The following is a 16,510-nucleotide window of genomic DNA, read 5'->3' as shown; positions in this document are numbered from 1 at the left end:
TCAGGCCGACAGTGCGTCAACGGCCGTCGGGGCGCTTTGCGTGGCGTGCATCGGCATCTCGGTCAGACCCGGGTAGTAGATGTGCAGACTGACGGCCGGTTCGAGCGAGTCGTTGACCACTTCGTGGACGTACCCCGGGGCGAAGGCCCGCTGTGACCCCGGGCCGAGAACGCGCGTCCCGCTCCCGGTGTGCTCGGTCAACTCGCCTTGCAGGACTGTCAGCACACCGGCGGAGAGGCCGTGGTCGTGACGCCCGCTCCCCTGCCCGGGCACCCAGCTGAGCAGCCACACCTCATAGCCGGGGCCCTGGCGCAGGCGGTGGTACCAGCGGGAGGCGGAGTCGTACCGGACGAGTCCGGCCCACTGCGCGCGGTCGGCCGCGACGGAGCGGGCGAGGCCGACGAACTCGGAGACGGTGGAGGGGTGCTCGCGGGCGGGTCGCAGGAGGTGCTGGACCTCAAGGATGTCGCCGGCGATCTGGAGGTCGCTGTCGCTGTTCATGGGTGCGGTGGTTCCTCGGCATGAGAGGTGCGCGTGCGGGGGAGTCGCGTTGAGCGTCAGCAGCTCGGGAGGAGCCGCCGGGAGTGCGGGCGCTACGGGAGGAGCGAGGAAGGAAGATCGCTCGACCGGAGCGGAAGTGGCTGGATCAGAGCTGGAGCGCTACGGCATCAACAGCTGTGACAGCTGGAACAGCAACAGCGGGCCTGGACAGCGCTCCGGAACCCACGGACGTGGGTGACGCGCATCGCTGAGGTCGCTGGCATGGAATCAAGGAGACCGGCTCAGCCGTCGACTGTCAACCCGATGCCCGATATGAGGGCAATGTTTCACCCCTTCCGGTCGTCGGGTTTGGAGAAAGGTTTATGCGCCCGGGGGCGGGGACATGTGGCGCACCATCCGCGCTCCCAAACGTGGCTGACGCTCCGTGACCTGATTGTGATCTTGGTCGCTTCGGTGATCGAATCGAAACATGCGGGCACTCTTACTCGTCTCACCCGGGAGAGGGTGCGGAGGAGCGGGGCCGGTGGCATATGTCAGGTTTTTGCTGATTTGAACACTTTCTGCATACGCTTGGTTCCGCAGAGTGAATCCCTGGGCCAATAGCAGATCCTCGCTTGACTGGCCCGGAGCTACACACTTGTAATTTCACTCGTGTCGTTCAGCCGCAAACGGTTGCATCACGGGACGCAAGAGACAGACGAGGGGCGCACATGACCGAGCTGTTCCAGCAACTGCTGGTCGAGGATGCGGACGAGGAACTCGGCTGGCAGGAGCGCGCACTGTGCGCCCAGACCGATCCGGAGTCCTTCTTTCCCGAAAAGGGCGGATCCACCCGCGAGGCCAAGAAGGTCTGCCTCGCCTGTGAGGTGCGTTCGGAGTGCCTTGAGTACGCCCTTTCCAACGACGAGCGCTTCGGAATCTGGGGCGGGCTCTCCGAGCGGGAGCGGCGGCGCCTCAAGAAGGCCGCCATCTGAACGTCCGCACCACCGCTCTCCACCACCGCCTCCACCAGGGCTCTCCATCAGGGCCCTCGCCGGCCTTCGCCACCGGATACGCCGCAGACCCCACCCACCGGTTTCATCCATCCGCCTCATCCACCGGCCCCATCCACCGGCCCCATCCAGTGGACGCGTCGGCCGGGCTCCGCCACCGGATGCGCGTCGGCCGGCGACCGCCGCATCCCGACCGGCCCCCGGCCCTGCCCGGAGCACTGTCGGCCGACCTCCGGTCCCGACCGGAGCGCTTCCGGCCGGACGGGGTGCGGCCCCGGACCGTCACGGGCCGCACGAACCACGGGCCGTGGAACGGCCCGCTCTCCAGCCTCGGCGCTTCCGGCCGAGGCGGCCCTCTCAAGCGGCCACCGACTCGCTTCCCCCTTTCCCCCTCCCTCCCCTTTCCCTCCCTTTTCCCCCATTTCTCCAACTTCCCCCGCTTTCCCCGCCGCCCCACTCCCCGCGGTGCCCGGGCCATCGCCCGCGCCCACGGCCATGACCACGACGGCCTGCCCACCGCCCCTCCCCGGGAGCGCGGTGGACAGGCCGTCGCCAGGTCCGGGCCCGGCCGCTTCACCCGCTCGGACTCCGCCAGCTGTCCGTACCGTTAGTGTGGGGCCCCGTCCGAGATGCGCCAACGCCCCGCCGGGGCGCGCGTGTACACCGATGCAGCCCCCGGGGGAATACGCCCCCCCGGACCCGGCCGGAGGGCCCGTACCTCGATGTCCGTGCACAGCCACTCGGCGGCGCCGAACGCGGCCGCCGCCGCCCCAGAGTTCCCCCGGCACGTCGTCACCGCCGTGCTCGTCTCCCACGACGGCGCCCGCTGGCTCCCCGACGTGCTGGCCGGGCTGCTCGGGCAGGAACGCCCCGTACAGAACGCCGTCGCCGCCGACACCGGCAGCGCCGACGACTCGGCCCGGCTGGTCACGGAGGCGCTCGGCGCCGACCGCGTCCTGCACCTCGCACGCCGTACGAGCTTCGGCACGGCCGTCGACGAGGCGGCCCGCACGGCCGGCGTCCTGACCCCGGACGACCTGCCGTACCTCAAGCGCCCCAGCGGTTGGGACCCGGCCGGCCGGACCTGGGTCGACGAGAACTACGACCTCCCCGAGCTGCCGCACGGCGAACCGGTCCAGTGGCTCTGGCTGCTGCACGACGACTGCGCGCCCGAGCCGGACGCGCTCGCCGAGATGCTGCGCGTCGTCGACACCGACCAGCACGCCACGATCGTCGGACCCAAGCTGCGCGGCTGGTACGACCGCAAGCAGCTCCTCGAAGTCGGCGTCTCCATCGCCAACAGCGGGCGCCGCTGGACGGGCCTGGACCGCCGCGAACAGGACCAGGGCCAGCACGACCAGGTCCGCACCGTCCTGTCCGTCTCCTCCGCCGGCATGCTCATCCGTCGCGACGTCTACGAGGAGCTGGGCGGCTTCGACCGCGGGCTCCCCCTGATGCGCGACGACGTGGACCTGTGCTGGCGCGCCCACCTCGCCGGCCACCGGGTCCTCGTCGCCCCGGACGCCGTCCTGCGGCACGCCGAGGCATCCGCCCGCGAACGCCGCCCCATCGACTGCGCGGGCCGCTCGGTCACCAGCCCGCACCGCGTCGACAAGGCGGGCGCGGTCTACACGATGCTCGTCAACGCCCGCGGCAAGGTCCTGCCCTGGGTCCTGCTCCGGCTCGTCGTCGGCACCCTGCTCCGTACCCTCGCCTACCTCGTCGGCAAGGCGCCGGGACAGGCCCTCGACGAGGTCACCGGCCTGCTCGGCACCCTGCTGCGCCCCGGCCGCATCCTCGCCGCCCGCCGCCACCGCGGAAAGGGCGCCGTCGACGCCGCCGAACTGCGCGCGCTGTTCCCGCCGCCCGGAGCGACCGTCCGGGCCACCGTCGACCAGGTGGCGGGCAACTTCGGCGGCCGTACGGAGGCCGACTCGGGCGGTTCGCGGCACGGAGCCGTCGAATCCGGGCCCGGCGGCGACGACGCCGACTTCCTCGAAGTCGACCAGTTCGCCCGCCTCAAGCGCATCGGCCGGAAACCAGGACCCGTCCTCTTCGCACTGCTCCTGATCGTCTCCCTCGTCGCCTGCCGCAACCTTCTCAGCGGCGGCGCCCTGGCGGGCGGCGCACTGCTGCCCGCCCCCGCCGAGGCGGGCACGCTCTGGGGGCAGTACGCGGACGCCTGGCACGCCGTCGGCACCGGCGGCACCCAGACCGCCCCGCCCTACCTCGCCCTGCTCGCCGCCCTGTCGGCCCTCTTCCTCGGCTCGACCGGCCTCGCCGTCAGCGTGCTGCTGGTCTGCTCGATCCCGCTGGCCGGCCTCACCGCCTACTTCGCGTCCCGCCCGCTGCTCCCCTCCCGGCTGCTGCGGGCCTGGGCGAGCGTCGCGTACGCCTTCCTGCCCGCCGCGACCGGCGCCCTGGCCACCGGCCGCCTCGGCACCGCCGTCCTCCTCGTCCTGCTCCCCCTGATCGCCCGCGCGGGCGTCGCCGCCCACGGGCTGCGTGCGGACAACGCGGCCGGGGAGCGCGGCAGCTGGCGCGCCACCTGGACGTACACGCTGCTGCTGACCGTCACCATGGCGTTCACCCCGATCGTCTGGCCGCTGGCCGTGATCCTCGGCCTCGGCGTGCTGGTGCTGCGGCGCCGTGACATCACCGCGTACGGACTCCGCTTCGCCGCCGCCGTCGGCACCCCCCTGCTGGTCCTCGCCCCCTGGTCGCTCGCCCTCCTGACCGACCCGTCCGCGCTCCTGACCGAAGCCGGCCTGGACCTCGGTACGGGCACGGCCTCGGGCCTCGACCTGCTGGGCATCAGCCCCGGCGGCCCCGGAGCGGCGGGCGGCATCCTGCTCCTCGGCATCGTGCTGGCGGCGCTTGCCGCCCTGCTGCGCGGGGAGCGGCAGTTCGCCGTCCGCACCGCCTGGGTGGTCGCCCTCGCCGGCTTCCTCCTCGCCGCCGTCGCCAACGGGTCCACCTGGGCCGGCCCCGCCACCCTCGTCTACGGCACCGCCCTGATCGCCGCCGCCCTGGTGGGCGCGGACGGGGCGCGCATCCGGGTCGCCGAACAGAGCTTCGGCTGGCGTCAACCCGTCGCCGTGCTGATCGCGCTGGCCGCCGGGCTGGCCCCGGTCCTGGCCGCGTTCGGCTGGATGATCGGCGGCGCGGACGGCCCCCTGGAGCGACGCGACCCCGTCCAGGTGCCCGCCTTCGTGGCCGAGGAGAGCACCACCAGCGACCAGCCCCGCACTCTCGTCCTCGGCGGCACCTCGCCGGACTCCGTGGCGTACAGCCTGGTCCGCGGTTCGGGCGCCCGCCTCGGTGACGGCGAACTGACCGAGGCCGGCGGCAGCAACAGCCACCTGGACAAGGTCGTCGCCAACCTCGTCGCCGGTTCCGGCGCCGACCAGGGCGGTCAGCTCAGCGGCTTCGCGATCCGCTACGTCCTCGTCCGGGACGGAGCCCCGCGCCAGATGAGCCGCGTCCTCGACGCGACCCCTGGCATCAGCCGCCTCAGCCAGCTCGACGGCAGCGCCCTGTGGCGGGTGGACCGCCAGGTCGCCCGCGTCATGATCACCCCGGCGTCCGGCGAGGGCGAGCACCTGCCGGTCGGCTCGGCCGCCGTCGAGGCCCACTCCGAGATCCCGTCCGGCGAGGCGGGCCGCGTCCTGCGGATCGCGGATGCCGCCGACCCGGGCTGGACGGCGACGCTGGACGGGAAGCCGCTGGCCCGCAAGACCGTCGACGGCTGGGCCCAGGGCTTCGAACTGCCCGCGAACGGCGGCCGCCTGGACCTGACCCACGACGCTCCGATCACGCACACCGCATGGATCTGGGCGCAGGCCGGACTCCTCGTGGTCCTGGTGGTCATGGCCCTGCCGGGCCGCCGCCGGGAGATCGACGACGACCTGCCCGAAGAGGCCCTCGCCGTCGCCGCCGAGCCGGTCGACGGCGAGGGCCGCCGCGCCCGCAGGCTGCGCGCCGCGGCCCAGGCCGAGGCGGCCGCCGCCGAGGAGGCCGCGGGCGACGCCCACCGGCCCGAGAGCCACGGCACGGACGGCCCGGCCGGCCCACCGGACGCCGGACCCGCCGAGAAGCAGGACCACGACCGCGACCGCGACCGCTCCCGAGTCTCCGACCTCGGTGAGTACATCCCCACGCAGCAGTCCGCCGACCCGTACGCCGCGGTCCCCCCGGCGCACGACCCGCAGGAGGCCACCGGCGGCTACGCGGCGGTTCCGCAGCAGCAGTACGGCGAGTACGCGCAGTGGGACGGACAGCAGCAGGGCGCCGACTACTACGCGGCGTACCAGCCGGACCCGTACGCCCAGCAACAGCAACAGCAACAGCAACAGGACCAGCAACACCAGCAGCAGAACACCGGCTACCAGGACTACGGCGACCGGAGCGGCGGCTACGGTGCCCAGGACCTCTACCCGCAGCAGTACGGCGAGCAGGGCACGTACAACGAGCAAAACGCCTACAACGAACAGGGTGCGTACAACGAACAGGGCGCGTACGACGCGTACGGCCAGTACATCGGCGGGCAGTACCAGCAGCACTCCTACGCCGACCCCGCCCAGCAGCCCCTGCCCGACCAGCCCCCCACCGAGAACGGCGAACACACCGACCCCCCGGCCCCGGGCCAGGCCCCGTGGCAGACCGGTAACGCATCGCGAGGCGAGTCCGAGTGAAGTCCACCCACCTGTCCCTGATCGCGGGCGCCGCCGTCCTGGCCGCCATCACCGGATTCGCCACGGTCACCGCGCCCGGCGCCCCGGCTGAGACTGGCGCGAAATCCGCCGCGCTGCTCCCGGTCGAGCGCTCCAGCCTCGTCTGCCCGGCGCCCAGCACCTCCGAGCTCGCGGAGACGCGGTACACCTCGTTCACTCCGGCGGGCGAGGGCGGCGACGCCAAGGGCACCGCCGAGCTGAAGCCGGCCCTGCCGGTCGTGGACGACGAGGACGAGAGCGACCCGAAGAAGGCCGAGGAAGCGGCGAAGAAGGCGAAGGCGAAGGCCGACAAGCCCGTCCTCGCCGTGCAGGAGCCCGGAAAACCGGTCGTCGCCGAAGCGGACGGCGCGGACGCCCCGGCGCTCGCCGGCACCGCCACCGGCCGACTGGCGCCGGGGTGGGCGGCCCAGCAGACCACCGAGGTCACCGCGGGCGGCGCCCGGGGCCTCCTCGGGGTCACCTGCACCGCCCCCGGCACGGACTTCTGGTTCCCGGGCGCGAGCACCGCGAAGTCCCGGCAGGACTACATCCACCTCACCAACCCCGACGACACGGGCACCGTCGCCGACATCGAGCTGTACGGCCCCGAGGGCGCGCTCAAGTCCGACGTCGGAGACGGCATCACCGTGCCGGCCCGCTCCAGCGTCGCCCTGCTGCTGTCCACCTTCACCACCGAGGCCGTCGACCAGCTGACCGCACACGTCACCACCCGCTCGGGGCGGATCGGGGCGGTCGTCCTGAGCGCCGACGACGGCGCGGGCAGCGACTGGATCACCGCGTCGGAGGACCCCTCCGGCACGCTCGTGCTGCCCGGCATCCCGGCCGACGCCACCTCCGTGCAGCTGGTGGCGTTCGCGCCGGGCGAGGACGACGCGGACGTGAAGGTGGAGCTCCTCGGCAAGAACACGGCCTTCTCCCCGGCAGGGAACGCCACCCTGCACATCAAGTCCTCGATGACGGCGTTCGCCGACCTGAAGGACGTCACCCGCGGCGAACCCGGCTCCCTGCGCCTGACCCCCGTCCAGAAGGACCGGGCGACGCCGATCGTGGCCGCGCTACGCGTGGTCCGCGGCAAGGGCGACAAGCAGGAGGTCGCCTACATCCCGGCCACCGGACCGGTCGGCGCGCGGGCGAGCGTCCCCGACAACCAGGCCGAGGACTCGACGCTGTCCCTGACTGCGCCGGGCGCCACGGCCAAGGTGAAGGTCACCGCGTCGGCGGGCAGTGACGGCGGCGAACCGGCCGTGGAGACGTACACGGTCAAGGCCGGAACGACCCTCGCCGTCACCCCGCAGGCCCCGGACGGACTCAAGGGCACCTACGCGCTGACCGTGGAGACGACCTCGGGCGGCCCGGTCCACGCGTCGCGGTCCCTGGCGCGCGCGGAGGGCGGCGTCCAGATGTTCACCGTGCAGACGCTCCCCGACGACCGGGGCACGGTCAAGGTCCCGTCCGCCCGCCAGGATCTCTCGGTCCTGGACGACTGACGGCGCCCTCCCGGGGCCTCCCCGGCCGGGCCGGAACAGGGGATCGTTTTGGTCCGCCGGTACGGGGAGCGACCCGAGCCGGCCGGTACGGGGACCGCTCCGGACACGCCCTGGGGCCTGGCGTCTGGACCATGTCGGGCTCGCGGGGGCCCGGCACGCACGCCTGCCGCGTTGTCGTCAGTCGCCCATGCTCCGCAGGGACACTGGTCCGACCTGATCCAGACGAAAGACCCTAGTCCTGCCCGTACCGGGGATCGACCGACTCGGGCGCCAGCCCCAGTAGCTCGGCGACCTGCTCGACGACGACCTCGTGCACGAGCAGGGCCCGCTCGTCACGGCTCTTGGTGCGGATCTCCACCGGCCGCCGGTAGACGACGATCTGCGCGGGCCGCCCCTTGCCCGCGGACGTCGCGCCGCCGAGCGGAACGACCTCCTCCGGGGTGGCGGGCACATCGAGGACGACGAAGTCGACCTCGGCCAGTTGGGGCCAGCGCCGCTCCAGCCGCTCCACCGAGTCCTGGACCAGATCGCGGAAGCTCTCGCCCCGGCTGGCCGACAGCGGTACCTGCGGTGGCGCGAGCGGCCCACGCATACCGCGGCCATGACGGTCACGGCGCCGGGGCCGCGGCTCGAACGGAAGGGGAGGTACGGAGCTGTCCATCACCGACGCAGCGTAACGCTCCGGAGACCGGGACGACCGGGGAGCCGACACGGCCGGCCGAGCAGGCGCCGACACGGCGGCGACGACCGCCCCGGACCCCCGGTGACGACCGCCCCGGCCCGGCCCCCCGATGGCGGACGCTCGGGCCCCGGTGGCGGAGAGGGCCTTCCCGCTTCCGGATGTCCGCAGTTGAACATTTCGGCCAAGGTTGAGCCCTTTTCAGGCCCGTAATCAGATCATGGGCACGGCTCCGGACGTGGCGATCCGCCCCCGGCTGCGGCCGGCCCGACCGTCGGGGGATCGCCGGGCCCCGCCCCGGCGCAGGTCAGGATGGCCGCCGAGTACCCCGCTGTGCCGCAGGTCACAGGGCGACACGGTGGGGTGGTCGGAGGGGGAGTCGTCGCAGCCCGCTCAGGAGTGCGGTACCGTCCAACATCGTGAGCCCTGTACGTCGCTGTTCGCGCACCGCGTGCGGCCGCCCTGCCGTCGCGACACTGACGTACGTCTATGCCGATTCGACTGCGGTCCTCGGCCCGCTCGCCACCTACGCCGAGCCCCACTGTTACGACCTCTGCGCCGAACACAGTGAGCGGCTTACCGCGCCACGGGGCTGGGAAGTGGTGCGGCTCTCCGACGGCTCCGCGCCGGCGCACCCCAGCGGCGACGACCTCGAAGCACTGGCCAACGCGGTCCGCGAAGCGGCACGCCCGCAGGAGCGGGCCCGGGACGGCGGGGGCCGGGGGCCGAGGTCCGCCGACCCGGTGGAAGTGGCCCGCCGGGGCCACCTGCGGGTGCTGCGCTCGCCCGACTCCTGAGACGGAAGCGCTCCGAGAGACGGAACTGCTCCGGGAGAGGAAACGCTCCGGCGAGACGGAACTGCTCCGGCCGGTCTGCGAACGCCCGAGACCGGCCTCCGAACCCTCCGGGGCCGACCACCGAACTCGCCGCCGCCGAACGTCCGAGAGACCGGCCTCCGAACCCTCCGGGGCCGACATGGAGACCGGCCACGCCCCCGGGGCCGAGCCTCTGGGCCCGGCTTCAGAAGCCGACTGCCCGGGGCGTCTCCTGAGGCATCACCGGGCCGGGTAGTTTGGGCGGTCCGTAAAGACCCCCAGGAGGACCGGCCGTGGTTGCTGATCTGTCGCAGCTCGTGAAGGCGTACGACGTGCGCGGAGTGGTGCCCGACCAGTGGGACGAGTCGCTGGCCGAACTCTTCGGAGCCGCGTTCGTCGAGGTCACGGCCGCCGACGCGATCGTGATCGGCCACGACATGCGCCCCACCTCGCCGAGCCTCGCCGGCGCCTTCGCCCGGGGCGCGGCGGACCGGGGGGCGGACGTCACGCTCATCGGTCTCTGCTCGACGGACCAGCTGTACTACGCGTCGGGGGCCCTCGGCCTCCCCGGAGCGATGTTCACGGCCTCGCACAACCCCGCGCAGTACAACGGCATCAAAATGTGCCGTGCGGGCGCCGCCCCGGTCGGCCAGGACACCGGCCTCGCCGAGATCCGCACCCTGGTCGAGCAGTGGTCGGAAGGCGCCCCGCGGCCCGCGGCCTCCGCCACCCCCGGCACGATCGTCGAACGCGACACCCTCACCGACTACGCGGCCCACCTCCTGGGCCTCGTCGACCTCAAGGCGATCCGCCCCCTCAAGGTCGTCGTCGACGCGGGCAACGGCATGGGCGGCCACACGGTCCCCACGGTCTTCGGGGGCCTCCCGCTCGACCTGGTGCCCCTGTACTTCGAGCTGGACGGCACCTTCCCCAACCACGAGGCCAACCCCCTCGACCCGAAGAACATCGTCGACCTCCAGGCCCGCGTCCTCGCCGAGGGCGCCGACCTCGGCCTCGCCTTCGACGGTGACGCCGACCGCTGCTTCGTGGTCGACGAGCGGGGCGAGGGCGTCTCCCCCTCCGCGATCACGGCCCTGGTCGCCGCCCGTGAGCTGGCCCGCAACGGCGGCGAGGGCATCGTCATTCACAACCTGATCACCTCCTGGTCCGTCCCCGAGGTGGTCCGCGAGCATGGCGGCACCCCCGTCCGTACCCGCGTCGGCCACTCCTTCATCAAGACGGAGATGGCGGAGCACGGTGCGATCTTCGGAGGCGAACACTCGGCGCACTACTACTTCCGCGACTTCTGGAACGCCGATACGGGCATGCTCGCCGCCCTCCACGTACTCGCCGCGCTCGGTGGCCAGCAGAAGCCGCTCTCCGAGCTGGTCGCGGAGTACGACCGGTACACCGGCTCCGGCGAGATCAACTTCACCGTCGCCGACCAGACCGCCAGTCTGACCACGGTCAGGACGGTCTACGGCACCCGCGACGGCATCACCTTCGACGACCTGGACGGCCTCACGGTCACGGCCGCCGACTGGTGGTTCAATCTCCGCGCCTCGAACACGGAGCCTCTGCTGCGCCTGAACGTCGAGGCGAGGGACGAAGAGACGATGACAGCGGTGCGCGACGAGGTCCTCGCCCTGATCCGCACGCCCTGACCCGCTTGCCCTGATCCGCACGCCCTGACCGGCCTGGCCTGCCTGGCCGGTGAAGGCCGGACCGGTCTGACCTGCTGACGCCTGCCCGGCCCGCCTGACCTCGCCGGCGGCGCGGCTCGGCCCGGCTGACCTCACCGGCGGCTCGGCCCGGCTCGGCGCGTCGCGGCTCGGCGCGGCCGATCCCGGCCGGGAGAGGGGAGAAGCCCGCCGGGGCCGCCCACCCGGGTCCCGACCCATCGTGCGTTTCATCCCCCAGGCCAGGCCGCGTCCCCTCCACCCCGGCGGTAGGCTGACGGCGGCTGATCCACGCGGATCGCAATTCGCATGCTCGAAGGGACTCACCCCATGGCGCTCGAAGCCGGCCTCCTGGAGATCCTGGCCTGCCCGGCCTGCCACTCCCCGCTCGACGACCGTACGACGGCCGACAACCCCGAACTGGTCTGCACGGGCGACGACTGCGGCCTGGCCTACCCGGTCCGGGACGACATCCCGGTCCTTCTCGTCGACGAGGCCCGCCGCCCCGCCTGACCGCGAGCGACATACGTACGGCACAGACGGCACAGGACAGCACGGCCCACGGCAGCGCAGGCAGCCGGGCACGACCGCAGACGGGCACACCGTCCGGCACCCGGCCCGCCCGCCCGGCGGCCACGCCACCGCACCTGTACCCGCAGCCCGCACCCACCCGGTGATCGGAGGCCCACCGCCATGCTCGACGAGTCCTTGCTCGACGCCCCGGAAGCCCTGGCCCGAGCTGACCGCCGCGAACTGCTGCGCGGCGCCGCCGAGGCAGGCGCGCGAGTCCGCACCGCCGCCCGGCACGCCGCCGACGCCGGCATCGGCGGCCTGACCCCGGAGGGCAGGCCCCGGGCCGTCCTGGTCGCGGGCCCCGGCACCGCCGCCTCCGGGGTCGCCGACCTGATCGGCGCGCTGGCGGGCGCGGCCGCCCCGGTCGCACGCATCCAGCCCGGGGGCGTCGCCGCCGCCCCCGGCGCCCTCCGCTGGGCCCTGCCCGGCTGGGCCGGATCCGTGGACCTTCTCCTCATCGCGACCGCCGACGGTTCCGAACCGGGCCTCGCCCTGCTCGCCGAACAGGCGTACCGCCGCGGCTGCACCGTCGTCGCCGTCGCCCCCACCCGCTCGCCGCTGCGTGAGGCGGTCGACGGGGTGCACGGGCTGGTCGTCCCGATGGCGGCCGCCCCGCACGGCGAGTACGACGCGGAGACCTCGGCAGCGGGCCCCGGCACGCTGTGGGCCCTGCTCACCCCCCTTCTTGCGCTGCTGGACCGGGTCGGCCTGGTGACCGCGCCCCCCGAAGAGCTGCAGAAGGTGGCGGACCGCCTGGACCGCACAGCGGAACGCTGCGGCCCGGCCATCGCCATGTACAGCAACCCCGCCAAGACGCTCGCCGCCGAACTGGCCGACAGCCTGCCCCTGCTGTGGACGGAGGGGGAGGCCGCAGGCCCGGTGGGGCGTCGCTTCGCCGCCGTGCTGGCCGAGCTCGCCGGCCGCCCCGCCCTTGCCGCGGAACTGCCCGAGGCCCTGCCCTCGCACGGCACGCTCCTCGCCGGAGACTTCGCGGCCGGCGCGGACCCCGACGACTTCTTCCGGGACCGGGTGGACGAGGGAGAGACGCTGAGGGCCCGGGTCGTCCTGCTCCGGGACCGACCGACGGGCGGCCTCAGCGCCTACCCGGCGGCCCGCGAACTGGCGCTCGGCCACGACACGCCTGTCAGCGAACTGGAACCGGACGAGGGCAGCGAACTGGAGGCCGTGGCCGAACTGCTCGCGATCACCGACTTCGCGGCGGTCTACCTGTCGCTGGCCTCGGCCCCCCAGCCCTGACCCCGGCCCGCGCGGACGCCGTGCGCGGCAGACGAACCTCTCGGTGAACGCCCGCCGAGAGCGCACCCCGCGCGGGCGCCCCGAGGAAGCCGACCGGAGCACCTCCGCCGGGGAAGCGAACTCCGCCGCGAGCGCCCAGCACCGGAAGCGACCCCGCAGGGGAGCCCCGGGAAGCGACCCCGCAGGGACCCCCCTCCGGAGAAGCCCTTCCGGGCCACCGCCCCTCGACCCGACGCCCGACCACCGGCCGCCCCAACCCCACAGACATCTCCCGCCTCCGCCTCCACCCCCACTCCTCTCCCGCCTCCGCCTCCACTCCCATCTCCGTCCCCATCCCCACACCCCCCAGCCACCCCCGCGACGCCAGGACCTCACGTAACCCTGATATCCCTGGTGGCTCACCCACCCATCCACCCCGCCCCACCCGAGGACGACTTCATGGACCGGCTGTCCAACACCGTGCGCCCCTACGCCTGGGGTTCCACCACGGCCATTCCCGCCCTGCTCGGCGTCGCGCCCACCGGCGAACCGCAGGCCGAGATGTGGATGGGCGCCCACCCCGGAGCGCCCTCGCGCATCACCCGCGCCACCGAGGCCGGTGAGAGGGAACTGCCCCTCACCCAGGCCATCGACGCCGACCCGGAGGGGGAGCTCGGTGCGCCCGTGGTCGCCCGGTTCGGTCCCCGCCTCCCCTTCCTGCTGAAGCTCCTCGCCGCCGGCGCGCCCCTCTCCGTCCAGGTCCACCCGAATCTGGACCAGGCCCGCGAGGGATACGCCGACGAGGAGGCCCGTGGCGTCCCGATCGACGCACCGCACCGCACGTACAAGGACGCGAACCACAAGCCCGAACTGATCTGCGCCCTTACTCCGTTCGAGGGGCTGTGCGGGTTCCGCCGGCCCACCGAGGCGGCGGACGCGATGGAGGCGCTGGGAGTCGACTCCCTCAAGCCGTACGTGGACCTCCTCCGCGCCCACCCCGAAGAGGCCGCCCTCCGCGAGGTGCTCACGGCGATCCTCGGCGCGGACCGGGCGGAGATGGCCGAGACCGTGGCGGAGGCGGCGGACGCCGCGACCCGCCTCGGCGGCGCCCACGCCCCGTACGCCCGCATCGCCCACCACTTCCCCGGCGACCCCGGAGTGCTGGCCGCGATGCTGCTGAACCACGTAGAACTCCAGCCGGGGGAAGCCCTGTTCCTCGGCGCCGGCGTTCCGCACGCCTATCTCGACGGCCTCGGCGTCGAGATCATGGCCAACTCGGACAACGTGCTGCGCTGTGGACTGACCCCCAAGCACATCGACGTCCCCGAACTCCTGCGGATCGTCCGGTTCGAGGCCACCGAGCCCGGCGTCCTGCGCCCGGAGGCCGCCCCGTCGGGCGAGGAACTGTACGAGACCCCGGTCGACGAGTTCGCCCTGTCCCGCTACACCCTCGTGTCGGGGGCGTCCCCCACCGAACTGACCGCCCCGGCCCCGCAGATCCTGCTCTGCACGGCGGGCGCGGTCACGGTCGGCGAACTCGCGCTCGCGCCGGGGGAGTCCGCCTACGTTCCGGCCGGCGAGACGGTGGAGGCCGCGGGCGCGGGAGCACTCTTCCGGGCCACCGTGGCGGCCTGACCCACGAGCCGCCCCGTCGGCTGCAACAATGTGCCGCCTCACCGCGACGGCATCTGCCGCGCACCGACGAAGGGACACCACGCACTCATGAGCGCGTCCGGCGGAACCAAGGCGATCGTGGCGGCACTCGTCGCCAACCTGTCGATCGCCGTGGCCAAATTCGTAGCGTTCCTCTTCAGTGGTTCCTCGTCGATGCTCGCGGAGAGCGTCCACTCGCTCGCCGACTCGGGCAACCAGGGGCTGCTGTTGCTCGGCGGCAAGAAGGCGCGGCGCGAGGCCACCCCCCAGCACCCCTTCGGCTACGGGCGCGAGCGTTACATCTACGCGTTCCTCGTCTCCATCGTCCTCTTCTCGGTCGGTGGCATGTTCGCGGTGTACGAGGGCTACGAGAAGATCAAGCACCCGCACGAGATCGAGGCGTGGTACTGGCCCGTCGGGGTCCTGGTCTTCGCGATCATCGCCGAGATCTTCTCCTTCCGTACGGCGATCCGTGAGTCCAACCAGACCCGTGGCGACCGCTCCTGGACCGAGTTCGTCCGCCACTCCAAGGCACCCGAGCTCCCGGTCGTTCTCCTGGAGGACCTCGGCGCGCTCGTCGGCCTGATTCTGGCGCTCGCGGGCGTCGGCCTCGCCCTCGGCACCGGAAACGGCGTCTGGGACGGCATCGGCACCCTCTGCATCGGCATCCTGCTGATCCTCATCGCGATCATCCTGGCCGTCGAGACCAAGTCCCTCCTGCTCGGAGAGTCCGCCGGCATCGAGGACGTCGAGAAGATCGGGGCGGCCGTGGTGGACGGCGACACCGTCACCCGCATCATCCACATGCGCACCCTTCACCTCGGCCCCGAGGAGCTGCTGGTCGCCGCCAAGATCGCGGTCCGACACGACGAAACAGCGGCCGAGGTCGCCGATGCCATCAACGCCGCCGAGAACCGCATCCGCGAAGCGGTCCCGATCGCCCGGGTCATCTATCTGGAGCCCGACATCTACAACGCGGACTCCGCGGCGACCGGCGTCAACCCCGGCAGGGCGTCCGGGCCCCCGGCCGCCGACACCACCACCTCCAAAGCCCCCGGAACCGACCCCGCCCCCGGAACCGACCCCGCCCCCGGAACCGGCCCCGGCCACTGACGCGACTCCGGACACGGGCGTGGGCTCGGGCTCGTCACGGGTCCGAGCCCACGCCCAGTCCGGAAACGGGCCGGGGCCCGGCCTCGAAAAGATCCGGCCACTGACCCACCCTTCCTCAGCCCCGATCGCCCGGGTGACCCCTCACACACATCCCTCTTCCGGGACGGGCTGGGGCTCACTGGGCCGTTCGGTGTAGATTCGGATACGGATAACAGACGTCGCTGCTGATGGCGGTCGACCGGCTGGCGGGAGCGAGCCGGGCGAGGGACAGAGGGCCTCCGACGGACTGCCCTGCGAACGCCCGGGCATTCGTGTGCCCGCCGCGCCGCAGAGTCAGCCCAGCCAGCCCACCCTCGACCCATCACGAGGAGCAGCCCGTTATGACGACGGTCACCAACAGCCAGGACTTCAAGGTCGCCGACCTCTCCCTCGCCGCTTTCGGGCGTAAGGAGATCACGCTGGCCGAGCACGAGATGCCCGGTCTGATGTCGATCCGCCGGGAGTTCGCCGCCGCTCGGCCGCTGGCCGGTGCGCGTATCACCGGTTCGCTGCACATGACGGTGCAGACCGCGGTGCTCATCGAGACCCTGGTCGCCCTGGGCGCCGAGGTCCGCTGGGCCTCGTGCAACATCTACTCGACCCAGGACCACGCGGCGGCGGCCATCGCGGTCGGCCCGCAGGGCACTCCGGAGGCCCCTGCGGGCGTCCCGGTCTTCGCCTGGAAGGGCGAGACGCTGGAGGAGTACTGGTGGTGCACGGAGCAGGCGCTGACCTGGCCGAACACTCCGACCGGCGGTCCGAACATGATCCTGGACGACGGTGGCGACGCCACCCTCCTGGTCCACAAGGGCGTCGAGTTCGAGAAGGCCGGTGCCGCCCCGGACCCGTCGACCGCGGACAGTGAGGAGTACGCCCACATCCTCAGGCTGCTGAACCGCACCCTCGGTGAGGCTCCGCAGAAGTGGACCCAGCTGGCGTCGGAGATCCGTGGTGTCACGGAGGAGACGACGACGGGTGTGCACCGGTTGTACGAGATGCACCGTGACGGT

General features: G+C 72.9%; 12 protein-coding genes. 10 read left to right on the top strand and 2 right to left on the bottom strand.

The features are described from left to right. On the bottom strand, nucleotides 1–501 hold the full coding sequence (locus tag ACIQMU_RS27520; protein WP_352239840.1) for a cysteine dioxygenase family protein: 501 nt from the start codon (nucleotides 499–501) through the stop codon (nucleotides 1–3). A gap of 710 nt (nucleotides 502–1,211) precedes the next feature. Between ACIQMU_RS27520 and ACIQMU_RS27515 the strand changes: the two genes are divergently transcribed. The 3 genes from ACIQMU_RS27515 to ACIQMU_RS27505 all read left to right on the top strand — a co-directional run bounded on the left by ACIQMU_RS27515 (nucleotide 1,212) and on the right by ACIQMU_RS27505 (nucleotide 7,713). Further along, the gene (locus ACIQMU_RS27515; RefSeq protein WP_003968728.1) at nucleotides 1,212–1,475 is read left to right on the top strand and encodes a WhiB family transcriptional regulator; all 264 of its coding nucleotides are present in this window, start codon (nucleotides 1,212–1,214) and stop codon (nucleotides 1,473–1,475) included. Nucleotides 1,476–2,215: 740 nt separating this feature from the next. Further along, the gene (locus ACIQMU_RS27510; RefSeq protein ID WP_402689924.1) at nucleotides 2,216–6,187 is read left to right on the top strand and encodes a glycosyltransferase; all 3,972 of its coding nucleotides are present in this window, start codon (nucleotides 2,216–2,218) and stop codon (nucleotides 6,185–6,187) included. Further along, nucleotides 6,184–7,713, top strand: coding sequence for a DUF5719 family protein (locus ACIQMU_RS27505; protein ID WP_402689923.1), 1,530 nt, complete (start codon nucleotides 6,184–6,186; stop codon nucleotides 7,711–7,713). Before ACIQMU_RS27510 ends, ACIQMU_RS27505 begins: the two co-directional genes overlap by 4 nt. Before the next feature lie 232 nt (nucleotides 7,714–7,945). Here ACIQMU_RS27505 and ACIQMU_RS27500 read toward each other — a convergent pair whose 3' ends face one another. Continuing rightward, on the bottom strand, nucleotides 7,946–8,374 hold the full coding sequence (locus ACIQMU_RS27500) for a metallopeptidase family protein (RefSeq protein WP_352239837.1): 429 nt from the start codon (nucleotides 8,372–8,374) through the stop codon (nucleotides 7,946–7,948). A gap of 437 nt (nucleotides 8,375–8,811) precedes the next feature. On the opposite strand from ACIQMU_RS27500, the gene ACIQMU_RS27495 reads away from it, so the two are divergent. From ACIQMU_RS27495 to ACIQMU_RS27465, 7 genes are all read left to right on the top strand, one after another. Then, complete coding sequence (locus ACIQMU_RS27495; protein WP_352239836.1) at nucleotides 8,812–9,189, top strand: DUF3499 domain-containing protein; 378 nt, start codon at nucleotides 8,812–8,814, stop codon at nucleotides 9,187–9,189. 311 nt (nucleotides 9,190–9,500) lie between these two features. After that, nucleotides 9,501–10,871, top strand: coding sequence for a phosphomannomutase/phosphoglucomutase (locus ACIQMU_RS27490; protein WP_402689922.1), 1,371 nt, complete (start codon nucleotides 9,501–9,503; stop codon nucleotides 10,869–10,871). Between the two features lie 345 nt (nucleotides 10,872–11,216). Beyond that, nucleotides 11,217–11,399, top strand: a complete 183-nt coding sequence (locus ACIQMU_RS27485) for a Trm112 family protein (RefSeq protein WP_352239834.1) — start codon at nucleotides 11,217–11,219, stop codon at nucleotides 11,397–11,399. 180 nt (nucleotides 11,400–11,579) lie between these two features. Continuing rightward, nucleotides 11,580–12,716 (top strand): SIS domain-containing protein, encoded by a 1,137-nt coding sequence (locus tag ACIQMU_RS27480; protein ID WP_352239833.1) that lies wholly within the window; start codon nucleotides 11,580–11,582, stop codon nucleotides 12,714–12,716. A 438-nt stretch (nucleotides 12,717–13,154) separates the two neighbouring features. Next, on the top strand, nucleotides 13,155–14,330 hold the full coding sequence (gene manA, locus ACIQMU_RS27475) for a mannose-6-phosphate isomerase, class I (protein WP_402689952.1): 1,176 nt from the start codon (nucleotides 13,155–13,157) through the stop codon (nucleotides 14,328–14,330). Between the two features lie 87 nt (nucleotides 14,331–14,417). Continuing rightward, the gene (locus ACIQMU_RS27470; protein ID WP_402689921.1) at nucleotides 14,418–15,461 is read left to right on the top strand and encodes a cation diffusion facilitator family transporter; all 1,044 of its coding nucleotides are present in this window, start codon (nucleotides 14,418–14,420) and stop codon (nucleotides 15,459–15,461) included. A gap of 380 nt (nucleotides 15,462–15,841) precedes the next feature. Further along, nucleotides 15,842–16,510: adenosylhomocysteinase (locus ACIQMU_RS27465; protein WP_352239831.1), on the top strand; the 669-nt coding region annotated here is incomplete at its 3' end.

Origin of the sequence: Streptomyces sp. NPDC091649, assembly GCF_044756785.1 — a bacterium.
Classification (GTDB): domain Bacteria; phylum Actinomycetota; class Actinomycetes; order Streptomycetales; family Streptomycetaceae; genus Streptomyces.
The sequence above is the reverse complement of the archived record's forward strand: the minus strand, read 5'-3'. Positions and strand labels throughout refer to the sequence as shown.

Bases quoted from the DNA above. Each gene is read 5' to 3' on its own strand.
- ACIQMU_RS27520 (WP_352239840.1), bottom strand. From the start codon at position 501: ATGAACAGCGACAGCGACCTCCAGATCGCCGGCGACATCCTTGAGGTC.
- ACIQMU_RS27515 (WP_003968728.1), top strand. From the start codon at position 1,212: ATGACCGAGCTGTTCCAGCAACTGCTGGTCGAGGATGCGGACGAGGAA.
- ACIQMU_RS27510 (WP_402689924.1), top strand. From the start codon at position 2,216: ATGTCCGTGCACAGCCACTCGGCGGCGCCGAACGCGGCCGCCGCCGCC.
- ACIQMU_RS27500 (WP_352239837.1), bottom strand. From the start codon at position 8,374: ATGGACAGCTCCGTACCTCCCCTTCCGTTCGAGCCGCGGCCCCGGCGC.
- ACIQMU_RS27485 (WP_352239834.1), top strand. From the start codon at position 11,217: ATGGCGCTCGAAGCCGGCCTCCTGGAGATCCTGGCCTGCCCGGCCTGC.
- ACIQMU_RS27480 (WP_352239833.1), top strand. From the start codon at position 11,580: ATGCTCGACGAGTCCTTGCTCGACGCCCCGGAAGCCCTGGCCCGAGCT.
- manA (WP_402689952.1), top strand. From the start codon at position 13,155: ATGGACCGGCTGTCCAACACCGTGCGCCCCTACGCCTGGGGTTCCACC.
- ACIQMU_RS27470 (WP_402689921.1), top strand. From the start codon at position 14,418: ATGAGCGCGTCCGGCGGAACCAAGGCGATCGTGGCGGCACTCGTCGCC.